Origin of the sequence: Arenimonas sp., assembly GCF_022842045.1 — a bacterium.
Lineage (GTDB): Bacteria > Pseudomonadota > Gammaproteobacteria > Xanthomonadales > Xanthomonadaceae > Arenimonas.
Genome location: NZ_JALHQI010000035.1, coordinates 1 through 14,594, shown reverse-complemented (window position 1 = coordinate 14,594; position 14,594 = coordinate 1). Strand labels below are relative to the sequence as shown.

General features: G+C 70.2%; 13 protein-coding genes. 8 read left to right on the top strand and 5 right to left on the bottom strand.

What is annotated here, in order from left to right; all coding sequences use genetic code 11:
* The first annotated feature begins 32 nt into the window (after positions 1–32).
* The 5 genes from Q0C12_RS08960 (at position 33) to Q0C12_RS08940 (ending at position 6,267) form a co-directional block, all read left to right on the top strand.
* On the top strand, positions 33–1,139 hold the full coding sequence (locus Q0C12_RS08960) for a LysM domain-containing protein (protein WP_290889177.1): 1,107 nt from the start codon (positions 33–35) through the stop codon (positions 1,137–1,139).
* 55 nt (positions 1,140–1,194) lie between these two features.
* Positions 1,195–2,319: a DNA-processing protein DprA gene (dprA, locus tag Q0C12_RS08955; RefSeq protein WP_290889176.1), complete on the top strand. Its 1,125-nt coding sequence runs from the start codon at positions 1,195–1,197 to the stop codon at positions 2,317–2,319.
* 35 nt (positions 2,320–2,354) lie between these two features.
* Entirely contained in the window at positions 2,355–2,828 is a 474-nt protein-coding gene (locus tag Q0C12_RS08950) for a DUF494 family protein (protein WP_290889174.1), read from the top strand.
* Between the two features lie 82 nt (positions 2,829–2,910).
* Positions 2,911–3,588 (top strand): GYF domain-containing protein, encoded by a 678-nt coding sequence (locus Q0C12_RS08945; RefSeq protein WP_290889173.1) that lies wholly within the window; start codon positions 2,911–2,913, stop codon positions 3,586–3,588.
* Positions 3,589–3,765: 177 nt separating this feature from the next.
* On the top strand, positions 3,766–6,267 hold the full coding sequence (locus Q0C12_RS08940) for a DNA topoisomerase I (RefSeq protein ID WP_290889172.1): 2,502 nt from the start codon (positions 3,766–3,768) through the stop codon (positions 6,265–6,267).
* 21 nt (positions 6,268–6,288) lie between these two features.
* Here the strand turns inward: Q0C12_RS08940 and Q0C12_RS08935 are convergent, their stop codons facing one another.
* Positions 6,289–7,866, bottom strand: a complete 1,578-nt coding sequence (locus Q0C12_RS08935; RefSeq protein WP_290889170.1) for an amidohydrolase family protein — start codon at positions 7,864–7,866, stop codon at positions 6,289–6,291.
* Positions 7,867–7,915: 49 nt separating this feature from the next.
* On the opposite strand from Q0C12_RS08935, the gene Q0C12_RS08930 reads away from it, so the two are divergent.
* A complete protein-coding gene (locus Q0C12_RS08930) occupies positions 7,916–8,500 on the top strand; it encodes a DUF4124 domain-containing protein (RefSeq protein WP_290889168.1) in 585 nt (194 codons plus the stop codon).
* Between the two features lie 20 nt (positions 8,501–8,520).
* On the opposite strand, the gene Q0C12_RS08925 is transcribed toward Q0C12_RS08930, so the two are convergent.
* On the bottom strand, positions 8,521–9,297 hold the full coding sequence (locus Q0C12_RS08925; protein ID WP_290889166.1) for an SDR family oxidoreductase: 777 nt from the start codon (positions 9,295–9,297) through the stop codon (positions 8,521–8,523).
* 59 nt (positions 9,298–9,356) lie between these two features.
* On the opposite strand from Q0C12_RS08925, the gene Q0C12_RS08920 reads away from it, so the two are divergent.
* Entirely contained in the window at positions 9,357–9,575 is a 219-nt protein-coding gene (locus Q0C12_RS08920; protein ID WP_290889164.1) for a hypothetical protein, read from the top strand.
* A 56-nt stretch (positions 9,576–9,631) separates the two neighbouring features.
* Here Q0C12_RS08920 and sppA read toward each other — a convergent pair whose 3' ends face one another.
* Both sppA and Q0C12_RS08910 read right to left on the bottom strand, forming a co-directional pair.
* A complete protein-coding gene (gene sppA / locus Q0C12_RS08915) occupies positions 9,632–11,503 on the bottom strand; it encodes a signal peptide peptidase SppA (protein WP_290889162.1) in 1,872 nt (623 codons plus the stop codon).
* Between the two features lie 60 nt (positions 11,504–11,563).
* A complete protein-coding gene (locus tag Q0C12_RS08910) occupies positions 11,564–12,922 on the bottom strand; it encodes an MATE family efflux transporter (protein ID WP_290889159.1) in 1,359 nt (452 codons plus the stop codon).
* A 59-nt stretch (positions 12,923–12,981) separates the two neighbouring features.
* Here Q0C12_RS08910 and Q0C12_RS08905 point away from each other — a divergent pair, with 59 nt between their 5' ends.
* Positions 12,982–14,187, top strand: a complete 1,206-nt coding sequence (locus tag Q0C12_RS08905; protein ID WP_290889155.1) for a DUF3667 domain-containing protein — start codon at positions 12,982–12,984, stop codon at positions 14,185–14,187.
* A 6-nt stretch (positions 14,188–14,193) separates the two neighbouring features.
* Here Q0C12_RS08905 and Q0C12_RS08900 read toward each other — a convergent pair.
* Positions 14,194–14,594 (bottom strand): DUF3106 domain-containing protein (locus Q0C12_RS08900; protein ID WP_290889152.1); only part of this gene is annotated, 401 nt, incomplete at its 5' end.

Genomic DNA, 14,594 nt, shown 5'->3' with positions numbered 1-14,594 from the left:
CCTGTCCGGGGAAAATCAGGTGGATAGCCGCCATGCTTAAACGGCTTCTTGCAGTTACTGCTGCCATGTTGCTCACCATCGCCACTGCCGCTGTCGCGGCGGAGCTTGCCGGCGATCATCCGACTACCTACACGGTCAAGAAGGGCGACACCCTTTGGGACATTGCCGGCCGCTTCCTCAAGAAGCCCTGGCTGTGGCCCGAGATCTGGCAGGCCAACCCGCAGGTCAAGAACCCGCACCTCATTTATCCGGGCGACGTGCTCAGCCTGGTCTACATCGACGGCAAGCCCGTCGTCCAGGCCCAGGGCCCGCAGATCGGCGAGGCGGTCAACACGATCCCGCTGGCCGACATCGAGCCGTTCCTGAAGCAGTTCACCGTGCTGGACGACATCGAGTCCCTGCCCCACGTGGTCGGCCTCGAGGAAGACCGCCTGCGTTCGGCGGCCGGCCAGCTGGTCTACGTGCGCGGCCTCGATGGCGCCCGTCCGGGCCAGCTGGTGGACATCGTCCGCCCGGTCAACGTGTTCGGCGGCGGCAAGGGCAAGCGCATTCCTGGCTTCTCCAGCCTCGACAATCGCGGCGATCGGATGCACGGCCACTGGACGACTCCGATGGGCTTCGGCGAGGCCACCGGCGAGACCCTGGGCCACGAGCTGCAGCTGCACGCCAGCGGCGAAGTGACGCGCGTCCAGGGCGAAGTCGCCGTGGTGCTGCTGCGCGACGAGGGTCGCGAGATCCGCATCGGCGACCGCATCCTGGCGCCGGAAGCGCAGCCGTACGACCTGCAGTTCATGCCGCGAGCGCCGGACAGCATCCCGGACAACGGCCGCATCCTCGCCGTGGCCGATGGCGTCGGCGCCGGTCCGCGCTACGTGGTTGCGCTGTCGGTCGGTGCCCGCGAAGGCGTTCGCAATGGCCACACCTTCTCCGTCTGGAGCGAGGGTGCGGTGCGTCCAGACCGGATCGCCAACCGCAACGCCTTCATGGCCAGCCGCGACACGGTCGAGATGCCGGATGACTTCGTGGGCCACGTGATGGTGTTCCGCACCTTCGACAAGGTCAGCTACGCGCTGGTGATGAACGGCATCCGCCCGATTTCCCAGGGTGACGTGCTCAAGCACCCGGACGCGGCCGAGTAAGACATCGGTCCACGCAAAGCTCCTACATCGCGGCGCCTTCGGGCGCCGCGATGCTATGGGGACCTTGGAAAACGACCGCGCCCTCCTGATCCTGGCCCGCGCCGGCCTGCCGGCCGCGACCCTGCGCACCCTGCTGGAATCGCGCCCGGACCCGGCCGCTGCGCTCGATGCCGCTCGCCACGGGGCGGGGCTGGGCCTTGCGCCCGCCGCGCTGATGGCGCTGCGCCATCCCGTTCCCGCGCAGCTCGCGGCCGATCTGGCCTGGCGCGCCGGGCCAGGGCATCGCCTGCTTGGTTGGCAGGACCCGGATTACCCGGCGCTGCTGCGCCGCTCGCCCAATCCGCCGCCGCTATTGTTCGTGGCCGGCGACGCCGGGCTGCTCTGGCACCCGCAGGTCGCGATCGTGGGCAGCCGCCATCCCAGCGCAGGCGGGCGGGAGCGCGCCCACCGGTTCGCCGAGGCGTTCGCCCGCGCCGGCTGGGCGGTGACCAGCGGGCTGGCCGAGGGCATCGACGCCGCGGCGCACGCGGGCGCGATGGCCGCGGGGCGCACCATCGCCGTGGTCGGCACCGGGCCGGACCGCTGCTACCCGGCGTCGCATGCCGGGCTGATGGCGCGCATCGCGGCCGGGGGGGCCGTGGTCACCGAACACCCACCCGGCACCGACGCGCTCGCCAGCCACTTCCCCAGCCGCAACCGCATCATCGCCGGGCTCAGCCTGGGCACGGTCGTCATCGAGGCGGCGATGCGCTCGGGCGCCCTCATCAGCGCCCGCCTGGCCGCCGAGGCCGGCCGCGAGGTCTTCGCCCTGCCCGGCTCGATCGACAATCCCACCGCCCGCGGCTGCCACCGGCTGATCCGGGACGGGGCGGCCCTGGTCGAGTCGCCCGGGGAGGTGGTGGAAGCGCTCGCGCCGGTGGCCCAAAGCCTGGCCGAGGCCCTGCGAGGACGCCTGAAAACCACCCCGCCACGCCCTGCCGCCCGGTCAGCGCGCGGACAGGCGCCGGCCGATGACGACCACAACCGGCTGTGGTCGGCACTGGGCCACGACCCCACCGGCATGGATTCCCTGGCCGAGCGGACAGGATTGACGGTGGCCGCCCTGTCCTCCATGCTGCTTGTCATGGAGTTGGAAGGGCGAGTGGTCGCCGACAACGGTCGCTACGCCCGCCGTCCCTGACCTTCCCAACGCGCCCCGGGCGCAGGCTGAGGGTAATGAAAGAGACCATCCTGGATGTGCTGCTGTACCTGTTCGAACACTACTTCTACGACGACCCCGACGCCGTCCGGGACCGTGACTCGCTCCAGAATGGCCTGATCCAGGCCGGCTTCAGCCCCGCGGAAATCAACAAGGCCTTCGACTGGCTCGACGAACTCGCGCGCCAGCGCCCAGCCTCGTCCGTCGCCCGGCTCGACACCCCGGTGCGCGTCTACGCCGAGCCCGAGCTCGACCGCCTGGACATCGAGTGCCGCGGCTTCCTGATGTTCCTCGAGCAGAGCGGCGTCATCGACGCCGACCAGCGCGAGCTGGTGCTGGACCGCGTCATGGCGCTGGACCAGGACGAAGTGGACGTGGACGACCTGAAATGGGTCGTGCTGATGGTGCTGTTCAACCAGCCGGGCTCGGAAGCGGCCTACGCCTGGATGGAAAGCCAGATGTTCGAGGACGAACCCGAGCCGGTGCACTAGCCCGGGCGGGAAGGACACGGCGCCCGGCCCAGGCCGGGCGTTTTCATTGGGGAAAGCCGCCCGGCGCGGCATGGGGAAAATGATGGACATCTGGTACTACGTGGACGCCACCCGCAACCGCCAGGGCCCGGTCGATGCCGCCGCCGTCGCGGCGGCCTTCCAGGCCGGGCAACTGACCGATGACAGCCTGGTCTGGCGCGAAGGCCTGGCCCAGTGGGCACCCCTGCGGCAGTTCCGCGACGAGCTGGGCATGGGCCCGCCGATGGCGCCGGCGGCCATGGCGCCGGCCGCGACGGTCGCGGTCTCCCCGGCGAGTGAGGACAAGAAGAAGAACGGCTGCCTGCTCCCCGCCCTCGTGATCGGCGGCATCGGCCTGGGCCTCGTCTTCGTCCTGGCCATCCTGGCGGCGATTGCCCTGCCGGCCTACCAGGACTACATCATCCGTTCCAAGCTGGCCCAGGCCCTGGCCGAAGGGCGGGGCCTGGTGCTCGCGGTGGAGGAACACTTCCAGACCCACGGCCGCTGCCCGACCAGCTTCGAGGAGCTGGGCCTGCCGGAGCCCACCCTGAACGGCCAGCTCTCGGTGAACCTGCTGGTGCCGGGCGAGGACCAGTGCATGATCGAGATCCGGGTGGGCGGCCTGCATACCCACGCCGCCCTGGCCGGGCGCAGCCTGTACCTGACCCGTGAAGAAAACGGCCGCTACGCCTGCTCCAGCGACCTCGACCGGGCCAAATACCTGCCGTCGAACTGCTACTGACCCAGGCCGGGGCGGCGCCCGCCGCCCACCGCCCCGCCCCGGCGGGCCGCCGGGCCGGCTTGACAGTGCCGGCCGGGCTGGTGCCTTAATGAAAAAGAAGACCCCCGGCCCGCGACCCCCGCGGGCCGCGCCATCTGGGCGCCCCGAAGCGCGCCCCAGCGGAGCAAACCCCCGGCCATGGCCAAGAACCTCCTCATCGTCGAGTCGCCCGCCAAGGCCAAGACGATCAATAAGTACCTGGGCAAGGACTTCCACGTCCTGGCCTCGTACGGCCACGTCCGCGACCTGGTGCCCAAGGAGGGCGCGGTCGACCCGGAGCATGGCTTCGCCATGCGCTACGAGCTGATCGAGAAGAACGAGAAGCACGTCGAGGCCATCGCCAAGGCCGCCAAGGCGGCCGACGCCATCTACCTGGCCACCGACCCGGACCGCGAGGGCGAGGCGATCAGCTGGCACATCTCCGAGATCCTCAAGGAGCGCGGCCTGCTCAAGGGCAAGGCCCTGCACCGGGTCGTGTTCACCGAGATCACCCCCAAGGCGATCAAGGCCGCGGTCGAGAACCCGCGCCAGGTCGCCGGCGATCTGGTCGACGCCCAGCAGGCGCGCCGCGCCCTGGACTATCTGGTCGGCTTCAACCTCTCGCCCGTGCTCTGGCGCAAGGTCCAGCGCGGCCTGTCCGCCGGCCGCGTGCAGTCGCCGGCCCTGCGCATGATCGTCGAGCGCGAGGAGGAAATCGAAGCCTTCGTGCCGCGCGAGTACTGGTCGATGGAGGCCGAGCTCAACCATCCGCAGCAGGCCTTCACGGCGCGGCTGGTGAAGCTGGACGGCCAGAAGTTCGAGCAGTTCACGATCACCGATTCCAAGGCCGCCGAGGCCGCGCGCGCGCGCCTGGTCAAGGCCGCCGGCGACGCCCTGCGCGTCACCGACGTGGTCAGCAAGGAGCGCAAGCGGCGTCCGTCGCCGCCCTTCATCACCTCCACCCTGCAGCAGGAGGCCGCGCGCAAGCTCGGCTTCACCACCTCGCGCACCATGCGCGTGGCGCAGAAGCTGTACGAAGGCGTGGCGATCGGAGAGGAGGGCTCGGTCGGCCTGATCAGCTACATGCGTACCGACTCGGTGAACCTGTCGGCGGACGCGGTGGTCGAGATCCGCGACGTGATCGCCCGCGACTTCGGCACCCAGGCCGTGCCGGACAAGCCCAACGAGTACAAGTCCAAGTCCAAGAACGCCCAGGAAGCGCACGAGGCGATCCGCCCCACGTCCGCCCTGCGCACGCCGGCCTCGATCGCGAAGTACCTCGACGACGACGCCCGCCGCCTGTACGAGCTGATCTGGAAGCGCACGGTCGCCTCGCAGATGGTGCCGGCGACGATGAACACCGTCTCGGTCGAGCTGGCCGCCGGCAGCGAGCACAGCTTCCGCGCCAGCGGCACCACCGTCATCGACCCCGGCTTCCTGGCCGTGTACGAAGAAGGCAAGGACGCCAAGTCCGCCGAGGACGATGACGAAGGCCGCAAGCTGCCGCCGATGAAGACCGGCCAGGCCGTGCCGCTGGGCAGCATCCACACCGACCAGCACTTCACCGAGCCGCCGCCGCGCTTCTCGGAGGCCTCGCTGGTGAAGACGCTGGAGGAGTACGGCATCGGCCGTCCGTCCACCTACGCGAGCATCATCCAGGTGCTGCAGAACCGCGAGTACGTGTACCTGGACAACCGCCGCTTCCGTCCCAGCGACGTCGGCCGCGCGGTGGCCAACTTCCTCACCGGCCACTTCATGCAGTACGTGGACTACGACTTCACCGCCAAGCTCGAGGACGAGCTGGACTCGGTGGCGGCGGGCGAAGCGGCCTGGGTGCCGCTGCTCGAGCGCTTCTGGAAGCCGTTCAAGGCCACCATCGACGAGAAGAGCGAGTCGGTTGACCGCTCCGAGGCCACCGGCTCGCGCGTGCTGGGCACCGACCCGAAGTCGGGCAAGCCGGTGTCGGTGCGCCTGGGTCGGTACGGGCCGTTCGCGCAGATCGGCACCGCCGAGGACGAGGACAAGCCCAAGTTCGCCTCGCTGCGCCCCGGCACCAGCATGCACACGATCACGCTGGAGGAGGCGCTGCCGCTGTTCAACCTGCCGCGCGCGCTGGGCCAGTTCGAGGGCAAGGACGTCACGGTGGCGATCGGCCGCTTCGGGCCGTTCGCCAAGTGGGGCGACACCTATGCCTCGCTGGGCAAGGAGGACGATCCGTACACCATCAGCTTCGAGCAGGCGGTGGAACGCGTGCAGGCGAAGATCGAGATGATCGCCAACCGCACCATCAAGGTCTTCCCCGGCACCGACATCCAGGTGCTCAACGGCCGCTATGGCCCGTACATCACCGACGGCGAGAAGAACGGCAAGATCCCCAAGGACCGCGACCCCGCCAGCCTCACGCAGGAGGAGTGCGTGGCGCTGCTCGCCGAGGGCAAGCCGGTGCGCAAGGGCGGCCGCTTCGGCAAGAAGGTCGCGGCCAAGAAGGCGCCGGCCAGGAAGGCGGTGAAGAAGGAAGCCGGCGAAGCCGCGCCGAAGAAGGCGCCGGCCAAGAAGGCCGCCAAGAAAGCCACGAAGAAGGCCGCGAAGAAGACGACCAAGACCGCGGCGAAAAAGCCGGCCGCCAAGAAGGCCGTGAAAAAGGCGACCAAGGCGGCCTGACCGCCCGCGCGCGCGGCCCGGCTACTCGCCGGGCTGCGGCAGGCGCTCGATGCCGCGGCGCGCCTTTTCCTCGGCGACCTTGCGGCGCACGTCGGCCAGCAGCGCCGGCGCGTCGAACACCAACCCGCCCTTGATGGTGTAGCGCACGCCGCCGACGCGGCGCAGCCGGCCGTCGTCACCCAGGCGCAGGTGGCCGTTGCCGTACAGCACCTTCAGGTTGGCCAGCGGATTTTCCGGCAGTACCACCAGGTCGGCCAGCTTGCCGGCCTCGACCGAGCCGAGCCGGTCATCGGCCTTCAGCACTTCGGCGCCCGACAGCGTAGCGGCGCGGATCACCTCCAGCGGATGGAAGCCGGCCTCGCGCAGCATCTCCAGCTCCTCGATGGTGCCGAAGCCGTAGGTCTTGTAGATGTAGCCCGAGTCGCTGCCGACGGTGACGCGGCCGCCGCGGTTCTTGTAGTCGTTCACGAAGGCCATCCAGCGCCGGTAGTTGTCGCGCCAGGCCACTTCCTCCTCGCTGCCCCAGTCGAAGAAGAAACTGCCGTGGTTGCCGCGGTTGGGCGTGAAAAAATCCCACAGCGCCGGGTGCGTATAGTCCTCGTGCCAGTCGGCGCGGCGCGCGCGCATCAGGTCGCGGCTGGCGGCGTAGATGTTGAAGGTCGGGTCGAGGGTGAAGTCGAGCGCGAGCAGCTCCTTCATCACCGCCTCGTAGCGCTCGCTGCCCTTTTCGCTGGCCTGGGCCCAGAGCTTGCCGGCCTCGCCGAAGCGGTCCTGCTCGTCAAGGTAGTTGTAGTCGGCCGGGTACTGCTGCACGGTCTGGCCGTCGAACAGCGCCTCGGGCAGCCCGTACCAGTGCTCCATCGTGCCCAGGCCCCAGCGCGCCGTGGTCAGGACGTTCACGCGCGCGACGTCGAGCTGGGCGTGGTGGCAGGCGCTGCCCATGCCCTGCTTCTTCAACTCGTCGAACACCGCCTCCAGGATGTCGGGGCGGAAGCCGAAGCACTTCATGCCCAGCGCGCCGCGCGACTTCATGTCGCGCACCCACTGCCGGCCCTGCTCGGGCGTGGTGATCGGCGCCTGGCGGCCCTGGCCGAAGAACGCGTAGGGGAACAGGCGCGGCGCGGTGATGGCATTGCGCTCGCTGCGCTTTTGTTCGGACACGCACCAGTCGATGCCGTTGCCACAGCCCGGGTCACGCACCGAGGTGATGCCGTGGCCGAGCCAGAGCTTGTAGACGTATTCGGCGTCCACGCCCTGTTCCTCGCCGCCGATGTGGCCGTGCAGGTCGACGATGCCCGGCATCACGAACTGTCCGGTGAGGTCGATCTCGCGGCCACCTGCCTTGAGCACCGGCCGGCCCTTGGGATCGATCGGCGTGTTGGCGCTGCCGACGATCCGCACTTCGCGGATGCGGTCGCCCTCGATGACGATGTCGACCGGGCCGTAGGCCGGGGCGCCGGTGCCGGAAATCACCGTGGCGCCGCGCAGGATCAGCTGCGGATACGGGCCCTCGCCTTCGGTGCGGTCGGGCGCGGCGGGAATGGCGGCGAAGGCGTGCGGCGCCGCGAGCAGGGCGAGGATGAACAGCAGGCGCGTCATGACGTGTCCCGGGGTGGCGGTGGCGGGGGCGCGGAGGGAGAATCCCGGCATGCGCCCGTGGGTCATCGCCAGCTTAGCGAGTTTGCTCGCCCTCGTCGGCCCGGTCGCGGGCGAAGACCTGACCGTGTACCGCTGCCAGGATGCCGGTGGCCGCATCACGCTCCAGGACGAGCCCTGCCCCGCGGGCCAGCAGCAGTCGGCGCGCAGCATGGTGCGGCCGCGCGATCCGTCACCCCGTGCCCCCGAGCCCGAGCGCGCCCCCGAGCCGGTCGACGCCGCGCAGCCGCCGCCTGAAGACTTCGGCCAGGGCTTGCCCTTCCCACCCCCGCCGGTGTTCCAGTGCACTGATTTCGACGGCAGCCAGCGCTTCAGCGAAGACTACGACCCGAACACCCGCTGCGTGCCGCTGCCGGTGCTGGGCTACGACGTGCGTGGCTCGAGCGCTGCGGCCGGCACCTGCCGCTGGGTCACCGAATCCTGCGTCCGCCTGGACGACGACGGGGCCTGCGAGCAGTTCAAGCGAAAGCTGAAGCAGGCCCGCTCCGATGCCCTGCACGCCTTCAGCGACACCGCCGCCTATCGCAAGTCCGAGGTATTGCGGCTCGACGCCATCGTCTCCGAATCCTGCCGCTGATTCGGCAAGCCCCTGTGGGTTCAAAAGCCGTAGCGGAGGAAGCCGCCGTCGACGGCGATGCACTCGCCGGTGATGTAGCTGGCAGCGGGCAGGCACAGGAAGGCGACCGCCGCGGCGACCTCCTCGGGTTCACCGACGCGACCCATCGGCGTGCGGTCGATCACTTCGTCGAGATAATCGGGATTGGCCAGCTTGGCCGAGGTGCGCCGGGTGCGGATGTACCAGGGCGCGACCGCGTTGACGCGCACGCCGTCCTCGGCCCACTCGCAAGCCAGGTTCTTCGTGAGCTGGTGCAGGGCGGCCTTGCTCATGCCGTAGGGCGCGCCGGTGCGCACGTGGGTCAGGCCCGAGACCGAGCCGACGTTCACGATCGACGACACCGCGTGCTGGCTCAGCAGCGGAAAGGCGAAGCGGCTGAGTTCGAAGGCCGAGAACAGGTTGGTCTCGAAGATCTGACGCCACTCGTCGTCGCCGTAGTCCATCGCCGGGCGGCTGGTGTTGGTGCCGGCGTTGTTGACCAGCAGCTGCAGGCCCTCGCCCAGGTCCTCGACCCAGTCGAAGATCTCGCGCCGCTGCTCGGCATCGGACACGTCGGCGGGAAAAGCGCGCACCCGCGCTTCCGGGAACTCATCCGCGAGTTCGCTGCGCGTCGCCTCTAGGGCGGCTTCGTCGCGCGCCACCAGCAGCAGGTCGGCGCCCAGCCCCAGCAGCTCGGCGGCGATGGCGCGGCCGATGCCCGCGCTGGCGCCGGTTACCAGCGCCACTTGCCCGTCCAGTCGCCATCGGTTGGTCGTCATCGGATGCTCCATGCGGCCCGGGGGTAGGATACCGGCCAACCGCCCCAAGGAGCATGCCGATGCGCCTCGCCCTGATCCTGGCCAGCCTGGTGCTGGCCACCGCCTGCGACGCCCCCAAACCGGATCCCACGCCCGACACCGTGCCGGAGCCGCAGGCCGACAACACCGGGCTGCGCGACGCGATCAAGGCGCCGCTCGACAAGGCCCGTGCGGTCGAGGACACCCAGGCCAAGGACGAAGCCGAGCGCCAGCGCGCGCTCGAGGAAGCCGGCGGCTGAAACGACGACGCCCGGGCAGGCCCGGGCGTCGTGCGGTACCGCCGGACGGGAACGCCTCAGTAGGCGCAGAGGCAGTGGGCCACCGCGCGGAACGGCGAGCGGCCCTTGCCGTCCAGCCAGGCCAGCTCGCGCTCGGCGGTGGCCAGGGTCTCGCGGTCGAGCATCAGCGGCGCCGGCGCCAGCACGCGCAGCAGCCCTTCGGTGCGCGAGCTCTTGCCCAGGTTCACCACGAACTGCTCGAACGGCGTCAGCGGCTTCTCGATGTAGCTCACCACGTAGTCGTCGCCCAGCTCGCCGAGCTTCGCCGCCGCGTCGAGCGCGGCCTGGAAGCCACCCAGCTCATCCACCAGCCCGCGCTCCTTGGCCTGCGCGCCGCTCCAGACGCGGCCGCGCGCATGCTCATCGATCTCGGCCGGGGTGCCGTCGCGCGCCTCCGCCACCTTGCCGATGAACTCGGCGTAGCCGCGGTCGATCACCGACTGGATCAGCAGGCCCACATTCGGGTCGAGCGGCCGGGTCGGGTCGAAGGCGCCGGCCAGCGGCGTGGTGCCCACGCCGTCGGTGCTGACGCCGATCTTCTCGAGCACGCGCGGCACCGTCATCCACAGGCCGAAGATGCCGATCGAGCCGGTGATAGTGGATTCGTCGGCGTAGATGCTGTCGGCGTTCATCGAGATCCAGTAACCACCGGACGCCGCCACGTTCGCCATCGAGACGACCACGGGCTTGCCCGCGGCCTTCACCAGCTCCACCTCGCGGCGGATCTGCTCGGACGGGAACACGCCGCCACCCGGGGAATCCACGCGCAGCAGCACGGCCTTGACGCTGTCGTCCTCGCGCGCCGCGCGCAGCAGGGCCGCGGTCGATTCGCCGCCCACCGTGCCCGGCGGCTGCTCGCCGTAGGTGATCTCGCCCTGCGCCACCACCACGGCCACCTTCGGCCGCTCGTCCAGGCCCAGGTACGGGCGGTCCACGTGCATCAGGTAACCGTCGAGGCCGATCTGGCGGTAGGTCTGGTTCTCCTCGTCCAGCGCGCCGCGCTCGACCAGCATCTGCTCGAACTCGTGGCCGGTGCGCAGCCCGTCCACCAGCTTCTCGTCCAGCGCCAGCTGGCCCAGGTTGCCCTGCGCCGCCTGCACGCGCGCAGGCAGTTCGCTGATCATCGCGTTCAGCGCGTCGATCTCGAGCTTGCGCGCCTGGGCGATGTCGGCGACGAAGCGCTGCCAGACGTCGTTCATCCAGTACAGATCGGCCTCGCGCGCCTCCGGCGAGGCGGCGTCGAGCACGTAGGGTTCGGCGGCGGACTTGTACTCGCCGACCTTGAACAGGTGCACGTCCACGCCAAGCTTTTCCTGCAGGCCTTCGCGGTAGTACATGCGGTAGCGGCCGAAGCCCTCGAGCAGCACGCCGCCCTGCGGGTCCATGTAGACCTCGTCGGCCTGCGCGGCCAGGTAGTACTGGCGCTGCTCGAGGTCGGTGCCATAAGCCACCACCTGCTTGCCCGAGGCGCGGAACTCGCGCAGCGCCGCCGCCAGGTCGCGCAGCGAGGCGAAGCCCGAGCTGGAGAACCCGTCGGTGAGCAGCACGATGCGATCGATGTGCTTGTCCTCGCGCGCGGCTTCGATGGCCCGCAGCAGGTCGCGCAGCTGGATCTCGGGCTGGGCCTGTCCGGTGGCGCGGTTGATCACGCGGTCCACCGGCGCCGAGCTGAACTGCTCGACCAGGCGGCCATCGAGATCCAGCACCAGCGCGGTGTCCTCCTGGATCGGCTGCACGCCCGGGCTGGCGGCGATGGCCAGCAGGAAGATGAAGGCGAACAGAAGGAACAGCAGGAACAACGCGTTGAACACCAGCTGCTGGAAGAAGGTGAGGACGCTCCAGACCCCCCGGAAGAAACCCAGGATCGGGCCGCGCTTGGCTTCGGACATTGCAGTACTCCACTTAACTTGGGGCCAGCATACCCAGCCGGGGTGAAGACCGCATGCGCCTTACGTCACCCGGACCGGCGCCAGGGGACGGCGGGCCAGCCGCCAGAAGCGCCAGCCCAGCAGGCCCGCCGCGACGCTCAAACCCAGGATCAGGCCGGTCCACAGGCCCGGCGCGCCCTGGCCCTTCACAAGGCCGAACCAGTAGCCCAGCGGCAGGCCCACGCCCCAATAGGCGAGCACCGTGATGAACATCGGCACGCGGGTGTCCTTGAGCCCGCGCAGCGCGCCGGCCGACATCGCCTGCAGCCCGTCCGGGTACTGGAACACCGCGGCATAGGCCATCAGCAGCGCCGCCAGCGCGATCACCGCCGGATCCCGCGTGAAAAGCCCGGCGAGCCACACCCCCGCGAACACCAGCACCAGCGCGGACAGCGTCTGCGCCAGCATCGCCAGGCTGTAGCCGGCCGCGGCCGCCCAGCGCACCGCCGAGGGATCGCCGGCACCGACCGCATGGCCGACCCGCACCGTGGTCGCCATGGCCACGCCCAGCGGCACCATGAAGCACAGGCTGGCCATCAGGATCGCGACCTGGTGCGCGGCGATCTGGGTCGTGCCCAACTGGCCGATCAGCAGTGCCGTGGCGACGAACAGGCTGCCCTCCATGAACACCGAAACACCCATCGGCAACCCCAGCGCCAGCAACGCGCGGATCGGCGCCCAGCGCGGCGGATCGAAGCGCGCGAACAGCCCGAGGTCGGCGAAGCGCGGCGAATGGAACAGATAGGCGGCGAGCGCGATGCACTGGCAGTAAAGCGTGATCGCCACTGCGTAGCCCAGCCCGGCCGCGCCCAGCTGCAGGCCGAACATCAGCGCCCAGCCCAGCGGCGCCAGCAGCACCAGCCCGGCGATGCCGAAGACCATGGTCGGCAGCGTCCAGGCCACGCCCTCGCTGAGGTTGCGCAGGCAAAAGTACAGCGCCAGCGCGGGCGCGCCCCAGCTGATCGCACGCAGGAAGGCGATGGCCTCGGGTCGCGCCTCCGCGGTGATGCCCATCGGCTCGAGCGCCAGCGCGCCGGCACGCACCACGAAGAACAGGCCGAAGCCCAGGGCAAGCGCCAGCCAGAGCGCCTGCCGGAACACCGGCCCGATCTCGGCGCGGCGCCCGGCGCCGTTGAGTTGGGAGACCGTCGGCGGCACCGCCATCAGCACGCCGATGCTGACCAGGATCACCACGGACCACACCGCGCTGCCGACGCCCACGGCCGCCAGGGTGACCGGGCCATGGCGGCCCGCCAGCACGGTGTCGACGATGTTCATCGCCATCGACGACAGCTGCCCCAGCACCAGCGGCAGGGCCAGCACGAAGCTGACGCGCATCTCGCGCAGCAGGCGCGCGACGCGGGTTTCGGAGTGACTCATGGGGCGATGCCGTTCGGCGGAGGACCGCTATATTAGCGGCTGCCGCCCCGGAGCCCGCCATGACCACGGAAGCCATCCCGTCCCCCGACCCCGCCCCGGCGCGCCGCTGCCAGAACTGCGGCGAGGCCTTGCTGGGCGAACATTGCTACGCCTGCGGGCAACCCACCAAAGGCCTGGTGCGGCACTTCAGCTCGATCGTCGGCGACTTCATGGACTCGGTGTTCGAACTCGATTCGCGCATCCTGCGCACGCTCGGGCCGCTGTTGTTTAAGCCGGGCTACCTGAGCGACGAGTATTTCGCCGGGCGACGCGTGCGCTACGTCAGCCCGGTGCGGCTGTTCGTGTTCCTGAGCCTGTTCGCGTTCTTCGCGGCGCAGCTGAGCTTCGACATCGACAACGGCGACGGCGGCGCCATCCAGGTCGTGACGCCCGGCGAACCCGGCACGGATGGCGTGGAAGCCACCGGCGCCGGCGGTATGCGGCTGCTCGAGGCCAGCACGGTGGCCGATGTCGAACGCATCCGCGATGCCGCGTTGGCCGAGATCACCGCGGCGCGCGAGGAGTCCAAGGGCGTGCCGGGGGTCTCGATCGGCCTGGACGTCGCCGAGAAGGCGATAAGGAACGACGCCGAGCGCCGCATCGCCGAGATCGAGGAAAGCCAGCGAACCGGCAAGCCGCTGGCCGTGGAGCGCGACCGGCAGGACGGCAGGATCAGCTTCAACGGCACGCCCTGGGACCCCGAGTCCAACCCGGCACGCATCGAGTGGCTGGGCGAAGGCGGCAATGCCAGGCTCAATGCCTACATCGGCCGCGCGCAGGGCAACATCAAGCGCATCCAGGACGACCCCAACCTGCTCAAGGACGCCTTCCTCTCGACGGTGCCGACGACGCTGTTCGTGCTGCTGCCGCTGTTCGCGGTGCTGCTCAAGGTCGCCTATGCCTTCAAGCGGCGGCTGTACATGGAGCACCTGATCGTCGCCCTGCACAGCCACAGTTTCCTGTGCGCGGGGCTGCTGCTGGTGCTGTTCCTGGACGCGCTGGCAGGGTGGACCAGCGGGCTGGGTTGGCTGTCGGCCGGCCTTCGCGTCGCCGAGGTGCTGCTGCTGTGCTGGATGCCGCTATACCTGCTGCTGATGCAGAAGCGCGTCTACCGCCAGGGCTGGATCATGACCCTGCTCAAGTACTGCGTGCTGGGCACCTGCTACCTGGTGCTGATCAGCATCGGCGCCACCGCCAGCCTGCTGGCCAGCCTGGTGAACATGTAGCCGCGGTCAGCGCGCCAGGCGTTCGCGCACCAGCGCTTCGCGGTCCTCCGCGGGCGCCTCCACCAGCGCGCGGCGCAGCTCCTCGCGCTCGCTTGCCGGCAGTCGGCGGGCCAGGATCGCGAGGTCGGCGCGGGTCGCCGGCGTCAGTTCGCGCAGCAGCGCGCGCAGGACGGCGCGCTCGCCCTCGGGCACGAAGGCGAACAGCGGCCGCAGCGCGGCGAACCCATCGCCCACCTCCGGGCCCAGCCACCAGTCCTGGCGCTGGTCCGAGGGCAGCTGGTCGAACGCCGCGCGCAGCGCCTGCTGGCGCTCCGGTGGCAGCGCGGCGAAGCGGGCGGCGGCGGCACGCAGCTGCGTGCGCTCCGCGTCGGACAGGGCCAGCCAGGCCGCGAACGGGCCGCGGCGGC